This window comes from Streptomyces sp. NBC_00443 (genome assembly GCF_036014175.1).
Taxonomy (GTDB): Bacteria; Actinomycetota; Actinomycetes; order Streptomycetales; family Streptomycetaceae; genus Streptomyces.
In genome coordinates, this window is record NZ_CP107917.1 from 652,700 (window position 1) to 670,297 (window position 17,598).

The 17,598-nt window shown below is 70.4% G+C and carries 12 protein-coding genes and 1 pseudogene; 5 read left to right on the forward strand and 8 right to left on the reverse strand.

Translation table 11 applies throughout. The features are described from left to right. Positions 1-158: 158 nt before the first annotated feature. The 4 genes from OHO27_RS02975 to OHO27_RS02990 all read left to right on the forward strand — a co-directional run bounded on the left by OHO27_RS02975 (position 159) and on the right by OHO27_RS02990 (position 5,627). Complete coding sequence (locus OHO27_RS02975) at positions 159-2,081, forward strand: phosphatase PAP2 family protein (protein WP_328419989.1); 1,923 nt, start codon at positions 159-161, stop codon at positions 2,079-2,081. Positions 2,082-2,336: 255 nt separating this feature from the next. Beyond that, positions 2,337-3,887, forward strand: coding sequence for a phospholipid carrier-dependent glycosyltransferase (locus OHO27_RS02980; protein ID WP_328430331.1), 1,551 nt, complete (start codon positions 2,337-2,339; stop codon positions 3,885-3,887). Between the two features lie 80 nt (positions 3,888-3,967). After that, positions 3,968-4,888, forward strand: a complete 921-nt coding sequence (locus tag OHO27_RS02985) for a MurR/RpiR family transcriptional regulator (RefSeq protein WP_328430332.1) — start codon at positions 3,968-3,970, stop codon at positions 4,886-4,888. Positions 4,889-5,252: 364 nt separating this feature from the next. Continuing rightward, positions 5,253-5,627 (forward strand): hypothetical protein, encoded by a 375-nt coding sequence (locus OHO27_RS02990; protein ID WP_328419991.1) that lies wholly within the window; start codon positions 5,253-5,255, stop codon positions 5,625-5,627. A gap of 45 nt (positions 5,628-5,672) precedes the next feature. Here OHO27_RS02990 and OHO27_RS02995 read toward each other — a convergent pair whose 3' ends face one another. Further along, positions 5,673-6,476, reverse strand: a complete 804-nt coding sequence (locus OHO27_RS02995; protein ID WP_328419993.1) for a cellulose binding domain-containing protein — start codon at positions 6,474-6,476, stop codon at positions 5,673-5,675. Positions 6,477-6,712: 236 nt separating this feature from the next. Here OHO27_RS02995 and OHO27_RS03000 point away from each other — a divergent pair, with 236 nt between their 5' ends. Then, positions 6,713-9,157, forward strand: coding sequence for a polysaccharide lyase 8 family protein (locus tag OHO27_RS03000; RefSeq protein WP_328419995.1), 2,445 nt, complete (start codon positions 6,713-6,715; stop codon positions 9,155-9,157). Between the two features lie 14 nt (positions 9,158-9,171). Here OHO27_RS03000 and OHO27_RS03005 read toward each other — a convergent pair whose 3' ends face one another. The 7 genes and pseudogenes from OHO27_RS03005 to OHO27_RS03035 all read right to left on the reverse strand — a co-directional run bounded on the left by OHO27_RS03005 (position 9,172) and on the right by OHO27_RS03035 (position 17,405). Next, on the reverse strand, positions 9,172-10,014 hold the full coding sequence (locus OHO27_RS03005; protein WP_328419997.1) for a hypothetical protein: 843 nt from the start codon (positions 10,012-10,014) through the stop codon (positions 9,172-9,174). A gap of 232 nt (positions 10,015-10,246) precedes the next feature. Beyond that, a pseudogene (locus OHO27_RS03010) lies at positions 10,247-11,563 on the reverse strand (alkaline phosphatase family protein); the annotation flags it as partial. Positions 11,564-11,645: 82 nt separating this feature from the next. Continuing rightward, positions 11,646-12,650, reverse strand: a complete 1,005-nt coding sequence (locus tag OHO27_RS03015) for a hydroxyacid dehydrogenase (protein ID WP_328419999.1) — start codon at positions 12,648-12,650, stop codon at positions 11,646-11,648. Between the two features lie 47 nt (positions 12,651-12,697). Further along, positions 12,698-13,621 carry a carbohydrate ABC transporter permease gene (locus OHO27_RS03020; RefSeq protein ID WP_328420001.1) on the reverse strand — a complete coding sequence of 308 codons (924 nt, stop codon included), beginning with the start codon at positions 13,619-13,621 and terminating at the stop codon, positions 12,698-12,700. Continuing rightward, positions 13,618-14,628: a carbohydrate ABC transporter permease gene (locus OHO27_RS03025; RefSeq protein ID WP_328420003.1), complete on the reverse strand. Its 1,011-nt coding sequence runs from the start codon at positions 14,626-14,628 to the stop codon at positions 13,618-13,620. The genes OHO27_RS03020 and OHO27_RS03025 overlap by 4 nt, the downstream gene beginning before the upstream one ends. Before the next feature lie 225 nt (positions 14,629-14,853). Continuing rightward, positions 14,854-16,194: an ABC transporter substrate-binding protein gene (locus OHO27_RS03030; RefSeq protein ID WP_328420005.1), complete on the reverse strand. Its 1,341-nt coding sequence runs from the start codon at positions 16,192-16,194 to the stop codon at positions 14,854-14,856. Between the two features lie 116 nt (positions 16,195-16,310). Further along, the gene (locus OHO27_RS03035; protein WP_328420007.1) at positions 16,311-17,405 is read right to left on the reverse strand and encodes a substrate-binding domain-containing protein; all 1,095 of its coding nucleotides are present in this window, start codon (positions 17,403-17,405) and stop codon (positions 16,311-16,313) included. Positions 17,406-17,598 lie beyond the last annotated feature (193 nt).

Consider the following 17,598-nt stretch of genomic DNA (forward strand, 5'->3'; position numbering starts at 1 on the left):
CTCCGCACCCTTCCGAGTCCGACACAACTCGCCCGTAGATCTTCGCTCGTAGGACTCGATCCCCCTGTGTTTCGTGCGTCTCATGTGCACCAGACGGTCGAGTCGATCATTTCGATCTCCTCCCGGCCGTTCGGGCCGATGAACTCGAGAGAGGCACCATGCCGGCATCCGTCGGGCGCCACACCACCCCGTCCCTCAATAGAAGGCGCTTTCTCCTGACCTCCGCCGGCGGCGGTGCGGCCCTCCTCGCCGTCCCTGCCGTCGCCGGCTGGCTCCCCGCCGCGGACGCCAAGGCCGCCGCGAAGGCAGCCGCGTTCGTCGACGACTACAAGACCAACGTGGTCGCGAACCTGACGCCCGAGACCAACGCGGTGGTCCGCGTTCTCGGCGGCTTCGCGAAGATGTGGAAGACGGGCGGCGCCTGGAACAGCGGCAAGCCGCTCATGCCCGACGTGCTGCGCGCCAACATGCGCTACAGCGTCCGGATCACCGCCGCGCGCACGGACGCTCAGGCGAAGGAATCGTTCATCATCGACCGTCAGCACCAGAGCTACTCGGTGATCGCCGGTCTCGGTCCGCTTGCCGACCTGTACAAGTCGGGCGCCAAGGCGGTCACATCGATCACCAGCGCTCCGGAGGGCATCCCCGCGGGGAAGATCAGCGACGCCGTGCCCGCGGACGCCCCGGCCGGTTCCGCGATCGGCGCGGGGTCGTACGACTCGGAGCTCGGCCAGGTGGCCAGGCTGGTCGACACCGTGCGCGGCCCCTTCGCCTCCGGCAACCCGGCCAAGTTCGCCTTCCAGTACCCGCGTCCGTGGCGGATGAACGAGGACAGCGAGGTCGTCGACACCGGCAGGAAGGACGAGTTCGGCTTTCCCGTCTACGAGTCGAAGGTGGTCGTCGTCCCTCAGCTGCTGCGCCAGCGCGGTGAGAACGCGACCGAGGACGGCGGCTTCCCCAGCGGGCACACCAACGCCCTGCACCTGGCGGCCCTGGCGTACGCCTACGCCGTGCCCGAGCGCTTCCAGGAGCTGGTGACCCGCGCCTTCGAGCTCAGCCACACCCGCATCGTGGCGGGCATGCACTCCACGGTCGACGTCCTCGGCGGCCGCATCATGGCCACCGCCCTGGCCGCCGCCGCCCTCGCCGACCCGGCGAACGCAGAACTCAAGGCCGCCGCCCGCGCCCAGGCCCTGGTGTACTTCAAGGGACGGACCGGCACGACGGCCGACACGCTCGACGCGTACGCCCACTCGGCCGACCGCGCCAGCGACCCGTACGCCGACCGTGACGCCAACGCCCGCACGGTCGAGCCGAAGCTGACCTACGTGCTGACCCGGCGCGGTCGCGACGAACCCCTGACCGTGCCGAAGGGCGCGGAGGTGCTGCTGGAGACGCGCCAGCCGTACCTGACCGCGGCCCAGCGCCGCGAGGTGCTGCGCACGACCGCGCTGCCCGGCGGATACGTCCTGCTGGACGGCTTCGAGCAGTGGGGACGGCTCGACCTGTTCACCGCGGCGGACGGTTACGGCGCCTTCGACTCCGACGTGACCGTCACGCTCGACGCGGCGGCCGGGGGCTTCGGCGCGGCGGACAGCTGGCGCAACGACATCCGCGGCGACGGCGGCTTGACCAAGCGCGGAACCGGCACACTCACCCTGACCGGGCACAACCGGTACCACGGCGGCACGGTGGTCGAGGGCGGCGTGCTGGTGGCCGCTTCCGCCAACGCGCTCGGAGAGGGCGACGTGCGGGTGAAGGGCGGCACGCTCCGCGCGGACAAGGTGCTGCGGGTGCGCGGCTCGTACGTCCAGGACGGCGATTCCGCCCTGGAACTCCTGGTCCGCAAGAACCACGGTCCGGCGCTCGACGTGTCCCGCCGGGTCACCTTGGGCCGGGGCAGCGTCCTGTCGCTGCGCCTCGACGCGGAGCGTCCGCCGCTTGCGGGGACCACGGTGCCCGTCATCGAGGCCTCACAGCTGCGCGGCCAGTTCGACCGCGTGGAGCTGAACTCCCGCACGCTGCGAGCCGTACCCGTCTACACGACGGATGGTCTGTCGGTACGACTCCTCAGGCGGTAACGCCGTCCCCGGCGGGAGCTGGTGCAGAGTAGGCCCATGGGCCGGCTCCGGATCAGCTCCCGCCGCCGCGGGGCCGACGGCGCCGCGGAGCGGAAAATGGCGCTCGAACAGCACTCGGTCCCTGCCTCGGCCCCGGAGGGATTCTCCGGTGTGCCCGACGCTTCCGCCGGGTCCGGCACGTCCGTCGCGCCGCGCTCGCGGCTGTCCGGCCGGCGTCGGCTCGTGCCGCTCCTCGTGGTCGTGCTGCTCGGCCAGATGGCCGTCGCGATGGTGACGACGGCGCTGCAGCAGACTCCGACGATCGACGAGCCCGTGTATGTCGGCACGGCGGCCGAGTATCTGCACGAGCACCGACTGACCCACAACCCCGAGCATCCGCCGCTCGGAAAGCTGATCATCGCCGTCGGAGTGGCGGCGGCCGATCCGCACGTCGACCGCTCCTTCACCGGCGATCAGGGCCAGTTGGGGCAGCACCTGCTGTACGAGTCGGGCAACGATCCCTGGCGGCTGATGCTGTTCGCCCGACTCCCTGTGATCGTTCTGACGCTTTCATTCGGGTTGATCGTCTTCGTCTTCGCCCGTGAACTGGCGGGTGTGGCGGGCGGTTTGGGGGCGCTCGGTCTGTACGCCTTCTCCCCCGACCTCATCGCGCATGGCTCGCTGGCCACGCTGGACGTTCCGGCGGCAGGGTTCGTGCTGACGTCGGTCTGGCTGCTGTGGCGGGCCCGACACCGGCCGCGCTGGTACGTGCCCCTCGCCGGAGTGGCCCTCGGTGCGGCGCTGGCCACGAAGATGAGCACCCTGGCCGCGGTCCCGGTGGTACTGGCGCTCACGGGACTGTCGGTGTGGTGCGCGAAGTCGCCCTCGGAGTCCCGCCGACGGGTGCTCGGACGGGTGGCCGTGGGCGCCGGGGTCGTGGCGGTGGCCGCCATCGCGGTCGTATGGGCCTCGTACCTGGTGGTCGACCCGCGGCTGCGCTGGACGCCGCAGCAGCCCGTACCCGTCGTGCTCGGGCTGCGCGGACTCGTCATCGATCTGCTGCCGTTCCCGCAGGCCTACGGCGACGGGATGCGGGTCCAGTTCGGCTTCGAGGAGTACCCGTGGCAGGGCTTCCTGTTCGGCCGGCTCTACACCGGCTCGCTCTGGTACTACCTGCCGGCCGCGCTGCTGGTGAAGACGCCGCTCGGCCTGCTCGCCCTGTGGGCGGCGGGTGTCGTGGCGGTGGTGGCCGTACGGCGGCTGCGACCGGCGGCGCCCTATCTGCTGGTGCCCGCCGCGGTGCTGCTCGTCGCGGCCATGCTCGGGTCACGGGACTTCGGCACGCGTTACGCCGTCTTCGTGCCGATGTTCCTGGCGGTGGCGGCGGGTTGTGTGCTCGCGGTGCGGTGGCGGTGGGCGCCGGTGGCGGTGGGGGCGCTGGTGGCGTTCGTCGCGGTCAGCTCGCTGCGGACGTACCCGTACTACCTGCCGTACTCCAACGAGGCGTTCGGCGGTCCGGCGAAGACCAGTCTGCGGCTGCACGACTCGAACGTGGACTGGGGCCAGGACCTCGGCCGGCTCGCGGACCGGCTGGACGAGCGGTATCGGGGCGAACGGATCTGGCTCGTGTACAAGGGCAGCGGAGTGCCGTCCTTCTACGGCATCCATGCCGCCGATCCGCGCGAGGTACCCGCCCGTGAGGTGCGCGGACTGCTGGTCGTGTCGGACTCCTCGGTGGCCAAGGCGACCGGCCAACTGGCCGAATTGATCGACAGCAGTCGTCCGATCGATACGGTCGGCCATTCGATCACCATCTATCGTCGGTGAGCGCGGGTCTCATACCAGCCCAGGTCACCACAGTGTGTGAGCTATGTTGAAGCACTGTGGAAGACAAAGGAGCCGCCTCCCTGCCATCGCCGCAGCAGGCACGCGCACAGGCATCCGCGATCACCTCGGGCAAGTCCGCCGGCGAAGCGGAGGCGTCCCCGACTTCCCAGCTCAGGACACTCTTCGATCAGCCCCGGCTGTCCCCCGGACAGCGGCGCATCGCCCAGTATCTGATCGAGCACATCACCGAAGCGGCGTTCCTTTCGATCACCGATCTCGCGGAGCGGGTCGGTGTCAGCCAGCCCTCGGTGACACGTTTTGCCGCGGCGGTGGGCTTCAGCGGTTACCCCGCGCTACGGGAGAAGCTCCAGTCGATCGCACTCGGCCAGCTCGCCGGGGGCCCCGCGGCCGAGGAGAACGGCGCGAACGAACTGCAGTCCGCCGTGGACGCCGAGATCGAGAACCTGGAGAACCTGCGGCGCGACTTCGCCGACCCCGACCAGGTCATCGACATCGGCCGCAAACTGTCCCGGTCGACCCCGCTGACCATCCTCGGACTGCGCATCTCCGCGTCGCTCGCCGAGTACTTCGCCTATGCGGCGCGCCGCGTCCACCCCGACGTGCGGCTGGTGACCCGGGGCGGCAGCGTCGCCTACGACTCGCTGCTGCAGTCGCGTGAGGCGGGCGGCACCTGGGTGCTGGCGTTCTCGATGCCCCGGCACGCCCAGGAGACCCTGACCGCGGTACGGGTCGCGCGCAGCGCCGGACTGCGGGTCGCCCTGATCACCGACCTGGCGCTCGGGCCGGTGGCCGACAACGCCGACGTCGTCTTCGCCACCGGCACCGGCTCCCGGCTGGTCTTCGACTCCTACGCCGCGCCCGGCGTGATGGCCGCCGCGCTGCTGCAGGCCATGACCGACGCCGACCCGGAGCGCACACAGGCACGGCTCGAGGACTACGAGCAGATCTCCGACCAGCACCAGTTCTTCCTCCGGGACTGATCCCGCCCCACTTCGCTCGAACCGCCCCACAGGTGGACCATTCACTTCAAATCACGCATGAATGTTTTCATACGTCTTGCAAAGCGGACGGCATATATAAATACTTCACACGCACCATCCGCCCGCGGAGAGCAGCTGGTCCGTTCATGCGCACGTCACCCCATCCGTCGTGCGACTGCCGTCTGCCCTTGCGGGCTCCTCAACGAACAGCCGTTGCCGCCGTCTCCTACCCGCGTCGGCGCGCGGGCTGTTCGGTCGGGCATCGCCTGCGCGAGCGCCCGTGGCGGCGGCCCCGGTCATCCCCTAGGCCGGGGCCGCCCCGACCACGTCGAACACCCCGGACGACGCCGCACACCCGGAAGCGATGATCATGACTCTGACGACCACGCGCATCACCCCGGACTGGCCGTGCCAGGTCAAGACCCCCGGTTCCTACGACTGGGAACGCTCGGCGGCCAAGTGGCTGCGCGAGCTGGTGCCGGCCCGCTACGCCAGCTACCCGGCCCTGATCCGCCACCCCGTGCTGCTCGCCCGCCACGCGCAGATCCAGGTCCAGAACGAGATCCGGGTCGCGCGCACCGCACTGCAGACCGCCCGGGCCGACCTGCCCGCCCTCGGCATGCCGGAGTCGGTCATCGAGCACACCATCAAGCTGTACGCGGCGGAGGTCATGCAGCTGCAGCACATCGCCCGCAGCGTGCGCGCGGTGTCGCAGGCACTGCGCGACCACGGGCGCTGACCGGCCGCCCCGCCCTCGCCCCGAGGCGCTCGGCAGTGCGTGGCGTCAGGAAGCGTCCGCCGTCGCCGCGCAGGTGACTTCCGCGGACGGGGCACCGGACGCCGAGGTGTCGGCGATGAAGCCGAACTTGACGCTCGCGCCGGGCGCCAGCTTCCCGTTCCAGGACGCGTTGGCGACGGTGGCCGTGCCGTCCCCGGTCGTACTGAGGGTGCCGTCCCAGACCTGGGTGAGGCGGGCGCCGTCGGCCGGTACGACCGTCGCGGTCCAGCCTGCGGCCGAGGACGCGGGCGCGCCGGTCACCGTCACCTCGCCCTGATAGCCGCCCTGCCAGCTGCTGACGGTCCGGAAGGACGCGCTGCAGGCGGGAGGGTCGCCGGGCTCGCCGGCGCCGGGAGCGCCGTCCGCACCGGGGGCGGGCCGGGTGGGCGCGGCCGACGCGGAGACCGTCGCGGAGCCCGTGGCGGACGGAGCCGGATCCTTCGCCGCCGCCTTGCCGTCGTCGCGGCCGGAGAGCAGGAGCGCCCCGCCGAAGCCGATGACCGCGGCGGCCGTCACGGCGACCGCGACGGCCGCGCGGCGAAATCCCGGGCCGGACGCGTCCGGGCCGGGGCGGGCGGCGCCGGCGCGCGGTGCGATCCTCGTGTCCTCGGTGACGGCCGGGAGTTCCTGTGTCTGTTCCTCGGCGCCGGGCAGGACACCGGGTCCGACCACGGTCTCGTAGCCGTTCCTTTCCTGCTCCAACTCCTTGAACAGCTCAGCGAGTGCGTCGGTGCGGCGCGGGCGCAGGACGCGGATCGGTTCCAGGGCCGGGCCTTCGTCGGGCTGCGCGGGGTCGGGCCGTGTGGGCACGCCGCTCTCCTTCCGTCCCGTCTTCACGGGCTTCGTCAATCCCCGAGGAGTGATACGGGGTTGCCGTCCTGCCGGTTCAGCGGAGCGCGCCACGGCTGAGCGGAACGCGGCGACCACCTCGCGTCGAGCCGCCGATTCACGCTCACTCTCCTTTCACCTTCCCTAAAGCGATCGATACGATCAATTCGGTATTCACTATTGAGCGTTTGAGCGTTCCCCTGCTAGAAAGCGCCGTCATGACGACTCGTTGGTCACGTCGCGGCTTCCTGGCCGCAAGCACCGGCACCGCTGTCGCGCTAGGCCTGTCCGTCCAGGCGAGCGCCGCGCCTCCGTCCGCCGAACCGGCCGCGGAGGCTGACGAGTTCACCCTCCTGCGGGCGAAGTGGCGCACACTCGTTCTGGGCGAGGGGTTCAGTCCCACCTCGGAACCCTTCAAGAGCCGGCTCGCCGAGCTCGGCAGTACCGCGGGCCAGTTGCGGTCCTCCCTGGCCCCGGCGGCCGGCTCGCTCTGGCCGGATCTGGTGTACGCCGACCCGGAGCCCGACGCCGATCAGGAGTCCTACGGCTACTCCGGCAACATGAACACCAGCTACAACCGGCTCAACACGCTCGCCCAGGCGTACTCCCAGCAGGGCACGGGCCTGACCGGCAGCACCCGGCTCAGGGACGCGATCTTCACCGGCCTCGATCACCTCCACTCCGACGTCTACAACGCGAGCCAGGCCCGCTACGGCAACTGGTACAGCTGGCAGATCGGTGCCCCGCAGGCGCTGCTCGACGTCTGTGTGCTGATGTACGACCACCTGCCGGCGGACCGGATCGCCGACTACGTCGCCGCGGTGGACCACTTCGTGCCGGACTCGGCGGTCGCCGACTACACCGGCACCAGCACCGGGGCCAATCGCGTCGATCTGTGCCGGGTGCTGGCGCTGCGCGGGATCGTCGGTGCGAACTCCGCCAAGGTCGCGCTGGCGCGGGACGCCCTCTCCCCCGTCTTCCCTTACGTGACCAGTGGCGACGGGCTCTACACGGACGGGGCGTTCATCCAGCACACCACGGTGCCGTACACCGGCTCGTACGGCTCGGTGCTGCTCGGTGGGCTCGGTTCGCTGTTCGCGCTGCTCGCCGGGTCGAGTTGGGAGGTGACCGACGCGAACCGGCAGATCGTGTTCGACGCGGTGGAGCGGGCGTGGGCGCCGTTCCTCTACAACGGCCTGGTGATGGACAGCGTGTCGGGGCGGGCGATCAGCCGGGGGCTGGCCGCGTCCGACACGAAGCAGATCCAGCAGGACGATCACCTCAGGGGTCATCCGATCCTCGCGTCGATCGTTCTGCTCGGTCAGGGAGCGAGTGCCGCGGAGAACGCTCGCTGGCGCGGGATGGTCAAGGGGTGGCTGCAACGCGACTACTACAGCCCGCCCATGAGCAATCAGACGATCGGTCTCACCGCTCTGGCCCGCCTCAAGTCGGTCCTGGACGACACCTCGGTCACTTCGATCGCCGAGCCGACCGGCCACCGGCTGTTCCCCAACATGGCCAGGGCCACCCACCGCAGACCCGGCTGGGCCGCCTCGCTCGGCATGGCCGACCGGCGGATCACGTACTACGAGACCGGCAACGGGGAGAACCTGCGCGGCTGGCACACCGGCTCCGGGATGCTGTGCTGGTGGGGTGACACCTTCGGCAACGGCCAGTACAGCGACGCCTTCTGGCCCACGGTCGACCCGTACCGGCTGCCCGGCACGACCACGTCGCGCAAAACGCTCGCGGACGCGGCCGGCGGTGACTGGGGTGCTTCGCTGCCCGACGTGAACTGGGTCGGCGGGGCCACCGACGGGCAGCGGGCGGCGATCGGGCAGTACCTGAAGGGCCTGCAGTCCACGCTGCTCGCGAAGAAGTCCTGGTTCTTCCTGGACGACACGATCGTCTGCCTCGGCGCCGGCATCAAGTGCACCGACGGCGTGGCAGTGGAGACGACGGTCGAGAACCGCAACCTCGGCCCCACGGGCGGCGCCCCCTTCGTCGTCGACGGCACCACCAAGCCCGCCGGCTACCCCTGGTCCGAGACACTCACCGGCGCCACCTGGGCCCACATCGGCGGGCACGGCGGCTATGTGTTCCCCGGCGGCGCGACCGTCAAGGCGCTGCGGGACGCGCGGGACGGTCGATGGAGCGACATCAACAAGGGCGGCTCCACGACGGTACTCAACCGCAAGTACCTGACCCTGTACGTCGATCACGGCACGAATCCGACCGACGGCCGCTACGCCTATCTGCTCATGCCGGGTGCGACTGCGGCCCGGACCCAGGCCCGCGCCGCCGCCACGACCTGGCTGACCGTCCTCGCCAACACCGACGACCAGCAGGGCGTCACCGTTCCCTCGATCGGCTTCACCGGCGTCAACTTCTGGTTCGGCGGCACGGTCGGACCCCTCGTCGCGAGCGATCCGTGCTGCGTGATGATCAGTGAGAGGTCCGACGGCACGGCGGTGTGCTGCGTCAGCGATCCGATGCGGATGCAGACGAGCGTGACGCTCACCTGGAACAGGGCAGTGTCCGCGGTGGTCTCCAAACCGTCCACGGTGACCGGGGCGACGACCGGTTCGTCACTGAGGCTCACCTTCGGCGACCTGAGCACGACGAAGGGCGCGACGCAGAAGATCATCGTCCGCCTGGGGTGAGGGCGCGGCCCCGGTCAGCCCTCCGCAGCGAGGAAGCGGTGCAGGGACGCCTTCATCGCGACGACGAAGGCGTCCCTGCGGCTGTCGTCCAGGGCGTCCAGGGACAGATAGGGGTTGAGGTCCTCCAACTCGACCAGCAGCAGTTCGCCGCCCGGCGCCCGGCAGGCGTCGACGCGCTGGATGCCGTGGCCGATGCCGTTCCACTCGATGAAGCGCCGGGCGAACTCCAGGTCGCCGTCGGCGGGTTCGTACGGCTCCAGCTGCCAGCGCCGGTCGGTGTGCGGCGCGTACAGGGCGTACTGGAAGTCGTGGTCGACGAAGTAGAAGGAGACCTCGTAGGCGAAGTCGACGCACGGCTGGATCAGGACGGTCCCGCCGGCCTCCTCGCCCTCGCCCTCTGTGGCTGGGTCCGAAACGATCCTCAGCCCGATCGAGTCGGCACCGAGCTTGGGCTTGACGACATACCGGTCGGACTCGGGCAGCAGGTGCATGTCCTCTCGGCGGTCCACGGTCGGGATGACCGGGTACCCGGCGGCCGTCAGGTCGAGCAGGTACTGCTTGCCCGCCATGTCCGCCTTGCCCGACAGCGGGTTGTAGACCCGCGTCCCCTCGGCGACCGCACGCCGGCGGAACTCGTCGTACGCGTCCTGGTGGCCCAGGACCGGACCGCTGTTGCGGACGACGACCGCGTCGAAGGCGTCCATGAGCGCGGCCGCGTCCCGGGGGTGGCACAGGGCGAGGTCGAAGTCCTCGCGCAGCCGTGAGGTGAGGAAGATGTCCTCGTCGCAGTAGCGCCGCCCGCGAGCCTGGTAGGCCAGGTCGGTGACGTACAGGAGGCGGGGTCGGGCGGGTGGCATGCGGGACTCCTCGGCTGCGGCGGCAGCCGATCGTATGCGGACCGGCTGTCACCGAACAAACGTCGGACCGGTCGAGGTCACAGCCCGGCCGCCCACAGCTCCCCCTCCCGATTCCCTCCAGGCCCCGCCGCACGGTGCGCCGAGGACCGGGGCCGATGGGCGCGTACGAAGGGACGGCGAGCACCCGGCAGCCCGCCGCCTCGGCCGCGGCGACGCCGGTGGGCGAGTCCTCGACGGCCAGACATGCCGCGGGGTCCACCCACAGGGCCCGGGCGGCGGCGAGGTAGGGGTCGGCGGCGGGTTTGCTCCGCGGAGTCTCGCCCTCGGCGACCGTCGTACGGAATCTGTCGGCGCCCAGCGTCTTCAGTACCGCGTCCATCACCGGCCGCGACGACGCCGAGACGAGCGCCGTCGGGATGCCCGACTCCTGGAGCAGATCGAGGAGTGCGAGGGCGCCAGGGAGTGGAGCGGCTTCACGCTGGACGGCCGTAAGGAAGCGGGCTTCGAGGTCCGCCGCGAGGGTCTGCGGGTCGCCGTCGCCGGTCAGGGGCAGGAGGCGGGCGGCGGCTTCGGCGGACGAGCGGCCCAGGACGTCGAAGAGGTCGTCGGTGCCGATCCGGGGCACGGCCTCGCGCACCGTGCGCAGCCACAGCGACTCGGTGTCGACGAGCGTCCCGTCCATGTCGAGGAGCACGGCGTGCGGGGCGGCGGCGAACGGGCGGCCGTCGAGGGTCCAGTGCCGGTCCGGGTGCCGGCCGAGTGCGGCGAACACCTGGGCCGCGACATCGGCATGCCGTAGCGGACGCGGCGCCAGGCCGATCCCCGGGCCGGCGGCGACCAGCCATGCCGTGCGCTCCTCGGGCGTACGGCCGCCGTGGCCGCCGGCGTCGACATGGCCGTGGTCGGTCACGACGAGAAGCGTCCACTGCTCGTCGGCGTAGGTCGGCCGGGAGCGCACGGCGGCGAGCAGCCGGCCGAGGCGGGCGTCGGCTCGGCGGACCGAGGCCTCGTACGCCTCGCCGCAGCCCAGGAAGTGTGCGGTCTCGTCGGGTGCGCCGAGGTAGACGAACGACGCCACTATGTCGCCGTCGGCCTCGGACAGCACGCGTACCGCGGCCTCGGTGATCTGCTGGTCGCAGTGTTCCCAGGCTTCGGGCGTGTCGGCCGTCGGGGAGACGTACGCCGCTGCGGACGGGGCGCGGAAGAGGGGGCCGCCGTGGTGTGCCTGCATCAGGGGCTGCCAGCCGGCGGCGACGAAGGTGCGGCGGCCGTCCTGGACGGCGAGGCGGGTGGCGAAGTCGGGGAAGACGTCGAGGCGGTTGCCGGTGAAGTCGTTGCTCCACACGCCGTGTTTGGCGACCGTGACGCCGGTGACGACGGTCGCCCAGCAGGGGCCGGACATGGTGGGGGTGTCGGCGTCCACCTCGATCGGGGCGAGGAAGCCTTCCGCGGCCAGGGTGTCGAGGTGCGGGGTGGGCAGGCGGTTCAGTACGTCCAGGCGTACGCCGTCGATGCCGACGACGAGGACGCGGTGCGCGGCTTCGTGCACAGAAGGTCCTTTCCCTGACTGGTTGTTGGCGGGTTTGACGGGGTTGACGATGTGACGGGCTCGGCCGGCTTCGGCTGCTCGCTCACGCCGAGCGGGTCAGTTCGTCCGGCGCGACCTCGTGCACGAACGGCAGACCCCTTGCGTACCGCGCGACCTCCTCGACTGCCCAGTCGGTCATCCGGCCGAGTTCGTTGCCGAGGGAACCCGCGATGTGGGGGGTCAGCAGCACGTTGGGCAGGGAGTACAGCGGCGAGTCCGCAGGCAGTACCTCGGGTTCGGTGACGTCGAGGACGGCGTGGATGCGGCCGGTGACCAGGTGGGCGGTGAGGGCGTCGGTGTCGACGAGACGGCCGCGGGCGGTGTTGATGAGCGTGGCGCCGTCCTTCAGGAGGGCGATGCGTCGGGCGTCGAACATGTGGTGTGTCTCGGGCAGTTGGGGCGCGTGGACGGACACCACGTCGCTGCGCCGGACGAGTTCGTCGAGGCCGGCCTGCGCCGCGCCGAGGGCGTGGGCCTCCTCCGGGACCAGGTAGGGGTCGTGGAGGAGGACGTCGAGGTCGAACGGGCGCAGCAGGTCGAGGACCCGGCGGCCGATGCGGGAGGCGCCGACGATGCCGACGGTGCGGTGGTAGTTGCCGTAGCCGTCGTAGTACGGCAACAGGTCGGGCCGGGTTCGGGTGGCTGCGTAGGTGCGGGAGGCGTCGAGGACGCGTTTGCCCGCGAACAGGATGGCGGCGAGGGTGAATTCGGCGACGGGTACGGCGTTGGCGGTGGCGGCCGAGGAGACGGTGATGCCGTGGCGCCAGACGGCGTCGGTGATGTGGTGTTTGACGGAGCCTGCCGCGTGGACGACCGCGCGCAGCCGGGGCATGCGGTGCAGCGCGTCCTCGGTGAGCAGGGGTGCGCCCCAGTGGGTGAAGAGGATTTCGGTGCGGGCGAGTTGGCGGGGGTCGGCGGTGGTGAAGTCGGTGACGGTGGTCGTGGTGTCGACGCGGGCGACGGATGCGAGGCGGTCGAGGGCGTTGTCGGCGCGGAGTCGGCTGTGGATACCGGCTCCCATGGCCAGCACGGTGTGGGGTCGGCGCATGCTGTTCAGGAGGGTTCCTTCCGGAGCGGGCGTGGCGGAGTGCGTCGTCACTTCACCGCTCCCGCGGTCAGGCCGGAACGCCAGAAGCGCTGCAGGCAGACGAAGGCGACGATCAGCGGGACGACCGCGACGAGCGAGCCCGTGATGACGAGCGAGTAGAACTCGGGCTGTTGCTGGGTGACGCTGTTCCACATGAACAGCCCCAGGTTGACCGGGTAGAGCTGCTCGTCGTTGAGCATGACGAGGGCGCCGAAGAAGTTGTTCCAGCTGGCGGTGAACGAGAACAGGAAGATCGTCATGAAGCCGGGTGCCAGCATGGGCAGGGCGACGCGGGCGAAGGTGCGCAGTTCCCCGGCGCCGTCGACGCGGGCTGCTTCCAGGACCTCGTTCGGGACGTAGCCCTCGGAGAAGACGCGGGCGAGGTAGACGCCGAACGGGTTGACCAGGGCGGGCAGCAGCAGTGCCCAGTGGGTGTTGACGACGCCGGCCTTGGTGGCCAGCAGGTACATCGGCAGCTGGATGACGGTGGTGGGGACGAGGACGCCGCTGAGGACAAGTCCGAACAGCTTCTCCTTGCCTCGGAAGTCGTACTTGTCGAAGGCGTAGCCGGTGGCGACGCAGATGAGCGTGGAGGCGGCCGAGCCGACGACGGAGTAGAGGACGCTGTTGCCGAACCAGCGCAGGTAGATGCCGTCGTTGAAGGTGAGCACGTGGTGCAGGTTGGTGAGGAGGTTGAAGTCACCGAAGGCGAACCCGGAGGTGGCGAAGAGGTCGCGGTGGTTCTTGGTGGCGGCGATGAGCAGCCAGGTGACGGGCAGGAGGGTGTAGCCGGCGGCGACGATCAGCAGGCCGTTGACGACGCTCCTGGACAGCAGGGTGTTCGGGGTGGTGCGGCGGCGGGTGGCCGCGGTGGGCCGGGGAGTGGCGGAGGGCTCGGCGGTGGGTGTGGTGTGGCGGGTGAGGGTGCTCATGACGTGGCCGCCTTCCACCGGTTGCCGATCCGGGTGACGAGGTAGGAGAGGACGACGCCGAGGGCGGCCAGCAGGAGGGACGCGGCGGCGGCCAGACCGTAGTCGTGCTGCACGAATCCGGCCTTCCAGATGAACAGGGTCGGGGACCACTCGGTGTCGATCGAGGGCGCTCCACGCTGGTTGAGGAGCTTCGGCTCGGTGAAGATCTGGATCGCTCCGACACAGGTGAACAGAACGGTCATGACGATCGCTGAGGCGATCATCGGCACCTTGATCTGCAGCGCGGTGCGCAGTGCGCCGGCACCGTCCACGACGGCCGCTTCGATCACTTCGCGCGGCACGGCTTGCAGGGCGGCGTAGAAGATGACCATGTTGTAGCCCATCCACTGCCAGGCGCTCAGGTTGACCAGCGACGCCAGCACATGATCGTTGGCGTAGAAGTCCCAGGAGCCACCGAACGCGCCGATCCATTCGAGCACCGGGCTCAGCCCCGGCGTGTACAGATAGATCCAGATGATCGAAGCGATCAGTCCGGGGATCGCGTGCGGCAGGAACAGCGCGAGTTGAAAGAAACGCTTGGCGCGGGCGAGGGCCGAGTCGACCAGGAGGGCCAGGGTGAGGGAGCCGCCGATCAGCACCGGGATGTAGAGGGCGCAGTAGAGCGCGATGTTCGCGAAGGATGCGCGAAAGCCGGTGTCGGCCAGCGCCTTGGTGTAGTTGCCGAAGCCTGCGAACACCCGCTCGGTGCCGCCGAACCCGAGCCCTGAGGAACGCTCCTGGAACAGGCTCATCCACACGGCGTAGCCGATGGGCGCCGCCATGACCGCGGCGAACAGCACGAAGAACGGCGTGACGAGCAGGGCGGCCGTACGCCGTTGGCTGCGCAGGAGACGCGAGGTGCTCGGGGGCCGGGCCGGGAGCTGGACCCGGACCTGGGCCCGGGGTTGGGACGAGGTGGGGCGGCTCTTGGCCGGTCGGCTGGTGGGGCGGGCCAGGGGTGGGGCCACTGCGGCTCCTTGGTGGGTGGGGCGGGAGAGGCGGGTGGAGGGGGTGCAGGGTGCAGGGAGTGGGGGCGAGGCTGGGGGGCAGGCTGGGGGGCAGTTACCGGCGGGCCGTTGATCCCCCGGGCGGCGAGGCAGCACCGAATCGCCCCGCCGCACCGCCCCGCACACCCGCCGCACAACCCCGCGCCGTCACCCCGCGCCGTCACCCCGCGCCATCACCCCGCGCCATCACTCCGCGAGCTTCAGACCCCGTTCGGCGATGCCCGACTGCGCCTTCTGCTGTCCCGCCTGGATGCCCTGGGTGAAACCAGACTTCGCGGTCTCGTCCTGGATGGCCGTGTAGACGTCCATCTGGTTCGGGCCCCAGGTCCACCCGGGGACGATGGTGTCGACCTGCTGGGACGCGAGGGCGTAGAGGTTCTGGCCGTTCAGGTACTCGGTGTCGAACTTGGCGGCCGCCACTTCGCGCATCTCGGGGTTGGCCGGCAGGGCGCTGCTGGGTGAGTCGAGGTCGGCGAGCCTGGCCTCCACGCCGGCCTTGTTCGTGGTGAGCCAGGTGATGAACTCAGCGGCGGCGTCGGCGTGTTCGCTGCCCTTGAGGACGCCGTAGGAGGTGCCTCCGTAGTTGCCGCTGGCGGCGGTGCCCCAGTTGGGCATGGGCGCGGCGGCCCACTTGCCCTTCTGGTCGGGCATGGCTGTCTGCATGCCGCCCGCGGACCAGGAGGCGCCGAGGAAGGAGAGGGTCTTCCCGGACGTGCGGGCCTTGGTCTCCTCGGGGCTGTAGGCGGTGAGGGACTGCACGAGGTCGTCCTTGATCAAGCCGTCCCAGTAGGCGGCGACCTTGTTGCTCGCCATGTCGTCGACGGCGGGCTTCCAGGCGTCGCCCTTCGTGTCGAACCACTTCCCGCCCGCCTGCCAGGCCAGCGCGGCCAGCAGCGCGGGGTCGCTCTTCGGCATGGAGGCGAGCCGTGCGTTCTTGTCCTTCTGCTTGACCTTCTCGGCGGCCGTCTTGAACTCGTCCCAGGTCTTGGGGACTTCGATGCCGTACTTCTTGAACAGGTCGGTGCGGTAGTAGTACAGCTGCGGCGCGGCGTCGTACGGCACGGTCCAGGTCTTGCCGCCGAAGGTCACCAGGTCCTGGATGGGTCGCGGGAATTTCGTCTTGACCGTTTCACCGGCGTGCTCGGTCAAATCGATCAGATTGCCCTGGCTGGCGAACTCGGGGACCATCTGGTACTCGATCGTGGCCACATCGGGTGCGTTGCCGGCTTTCACCGAGTTGACGAGCTTGCTGTAGCCCTCGGTGCCGCTCGGTATCTCGGTGAACTCGACCTTGATGTCCCTGTGCGTTCTGTTGAACGCCTCCACGGTCGATTTGGCCCCGAGTGTCCAGGTCCAGTAGGTGAGCGTGACGGGCTTTCCGCCCGCGTCGGTACCGGCCGAGCCGCCGTCGCCGTCGCCGCTGCCGCCGCAGGCGGTGGCGAGCAGACCGAGCGCGGTGACGGCGGCGAGAGCGGCGGTCGTACGGAACGAACGTGTGGTGCGGGACGAACGTGAAGTGCGCGTCATGGCACGTCTCCTACGAGACCTCGTACGGGCAGAGGCGGTCGCAGGACATCTTTTGCGCACACACGATCAGAGTCAAGAGCGTTCGCGCGAAACAATCAAAACGATCGCGAATTCGCTCACTCGGCGATCGATCCGCCGCCGCAGGATGAGCGGACCCTCAACTCCGGGAGCAGGTCCAGGTGTTGACGCGGCCCCGGCTGCTGCCCGCTCCGGCGCTCGGCGAGGCGCTCCAGCAGCAGCTTCGCGGCCAGCTCCCCCACGGAGCGCGTGGGTGGCGCGACAGCGGTGAGCGGCACGTCGGAAAGACCGGCGACCTCGTCCTCGTACGCGATCAGCGCCAGGTCGTCGGGGACCCTGATGCCGCACGCCTGGAGCCGTGGCACCAGCACGATCGCGTCCTCGTCGCTGTGCACGAGCGCGGCGGTGACGCGACGCTTCTTCACCGCTTCGACGAGATAGTCGACGCTCGCCTCGTAGTCCCCGTGTTCCCGCACGGTCGGGGCTGCACCCTTGTCCACGTCGAGCCCCAGGGCCTGCACGGCGGCCCGGTAGCCGGCGGTGATCTGGTTGGCGTGCGGGCCCTCCTGCAGGACCGCGGTGATCCTGCGGTGTCCGAGGCTCGCGAAGTGACCGACGGCGACCGCGGCGCCGTGGGCCCGGTCGGTGCGCACCCGGTCGAGTACGGCGGCGGGGTTTCCGGGCGGGGCCAGGCGTTCGACCAGAACGGCGGGAACGTCGTGCTCCAGCAGCCATTTCTCCTGACCGTTCTCGGGCACGCCGCCGAACCAGCTGGGCGCGACGAGCAGTCCCTCCGCGCCGCCCGAGAGCAGGTGCTCGGCCTGCACCGGGTCCTCGGTGTCGACGTAGCCGGACACCCCCAGCACGAGCCGGCCGCCCTGGGCCGCGACCGCTTCCCGGGCGCCGCGCACGATGTCGGCGAAGATGTAGTTCGTGGTCGGGACGATCATTCCGATCACCGCGCCCTCGGCGCCCGCCGGCCGTTCGCGCACCTCGGCGGTCGTGTCCCCCGGCCACACGACCGCACCGTGCAGCCGCTGTACCCGGCCCTGCGCCGCGAGCGCTTCGACGTCGCGCCGCCGGGTGACGGCGGAGACGCCGAGTTCGGCGGCGAGTTCGGCGACGCGGAGGCTGCCCCGCTCCCGGACGAGTTCGAGCACCCGCTCGTGGCGCTGGTCGACGTGCAGTCGCATGGTTCCCCCTGGGGCGAGGCCGGTCGAACGATCCCGGGCCACGCGGAGCGTGATCCCGAGGCGCTCACTCTACGCCCACAATCGTATCGATCACGTTCGATCAATACGATCAACCCACCGCATTTGCCCTGGCGGGACGGCTGCCCGGACCTCATCCGGGGCGAGCGACACCCGCGGACAGCACTCAGTTCCC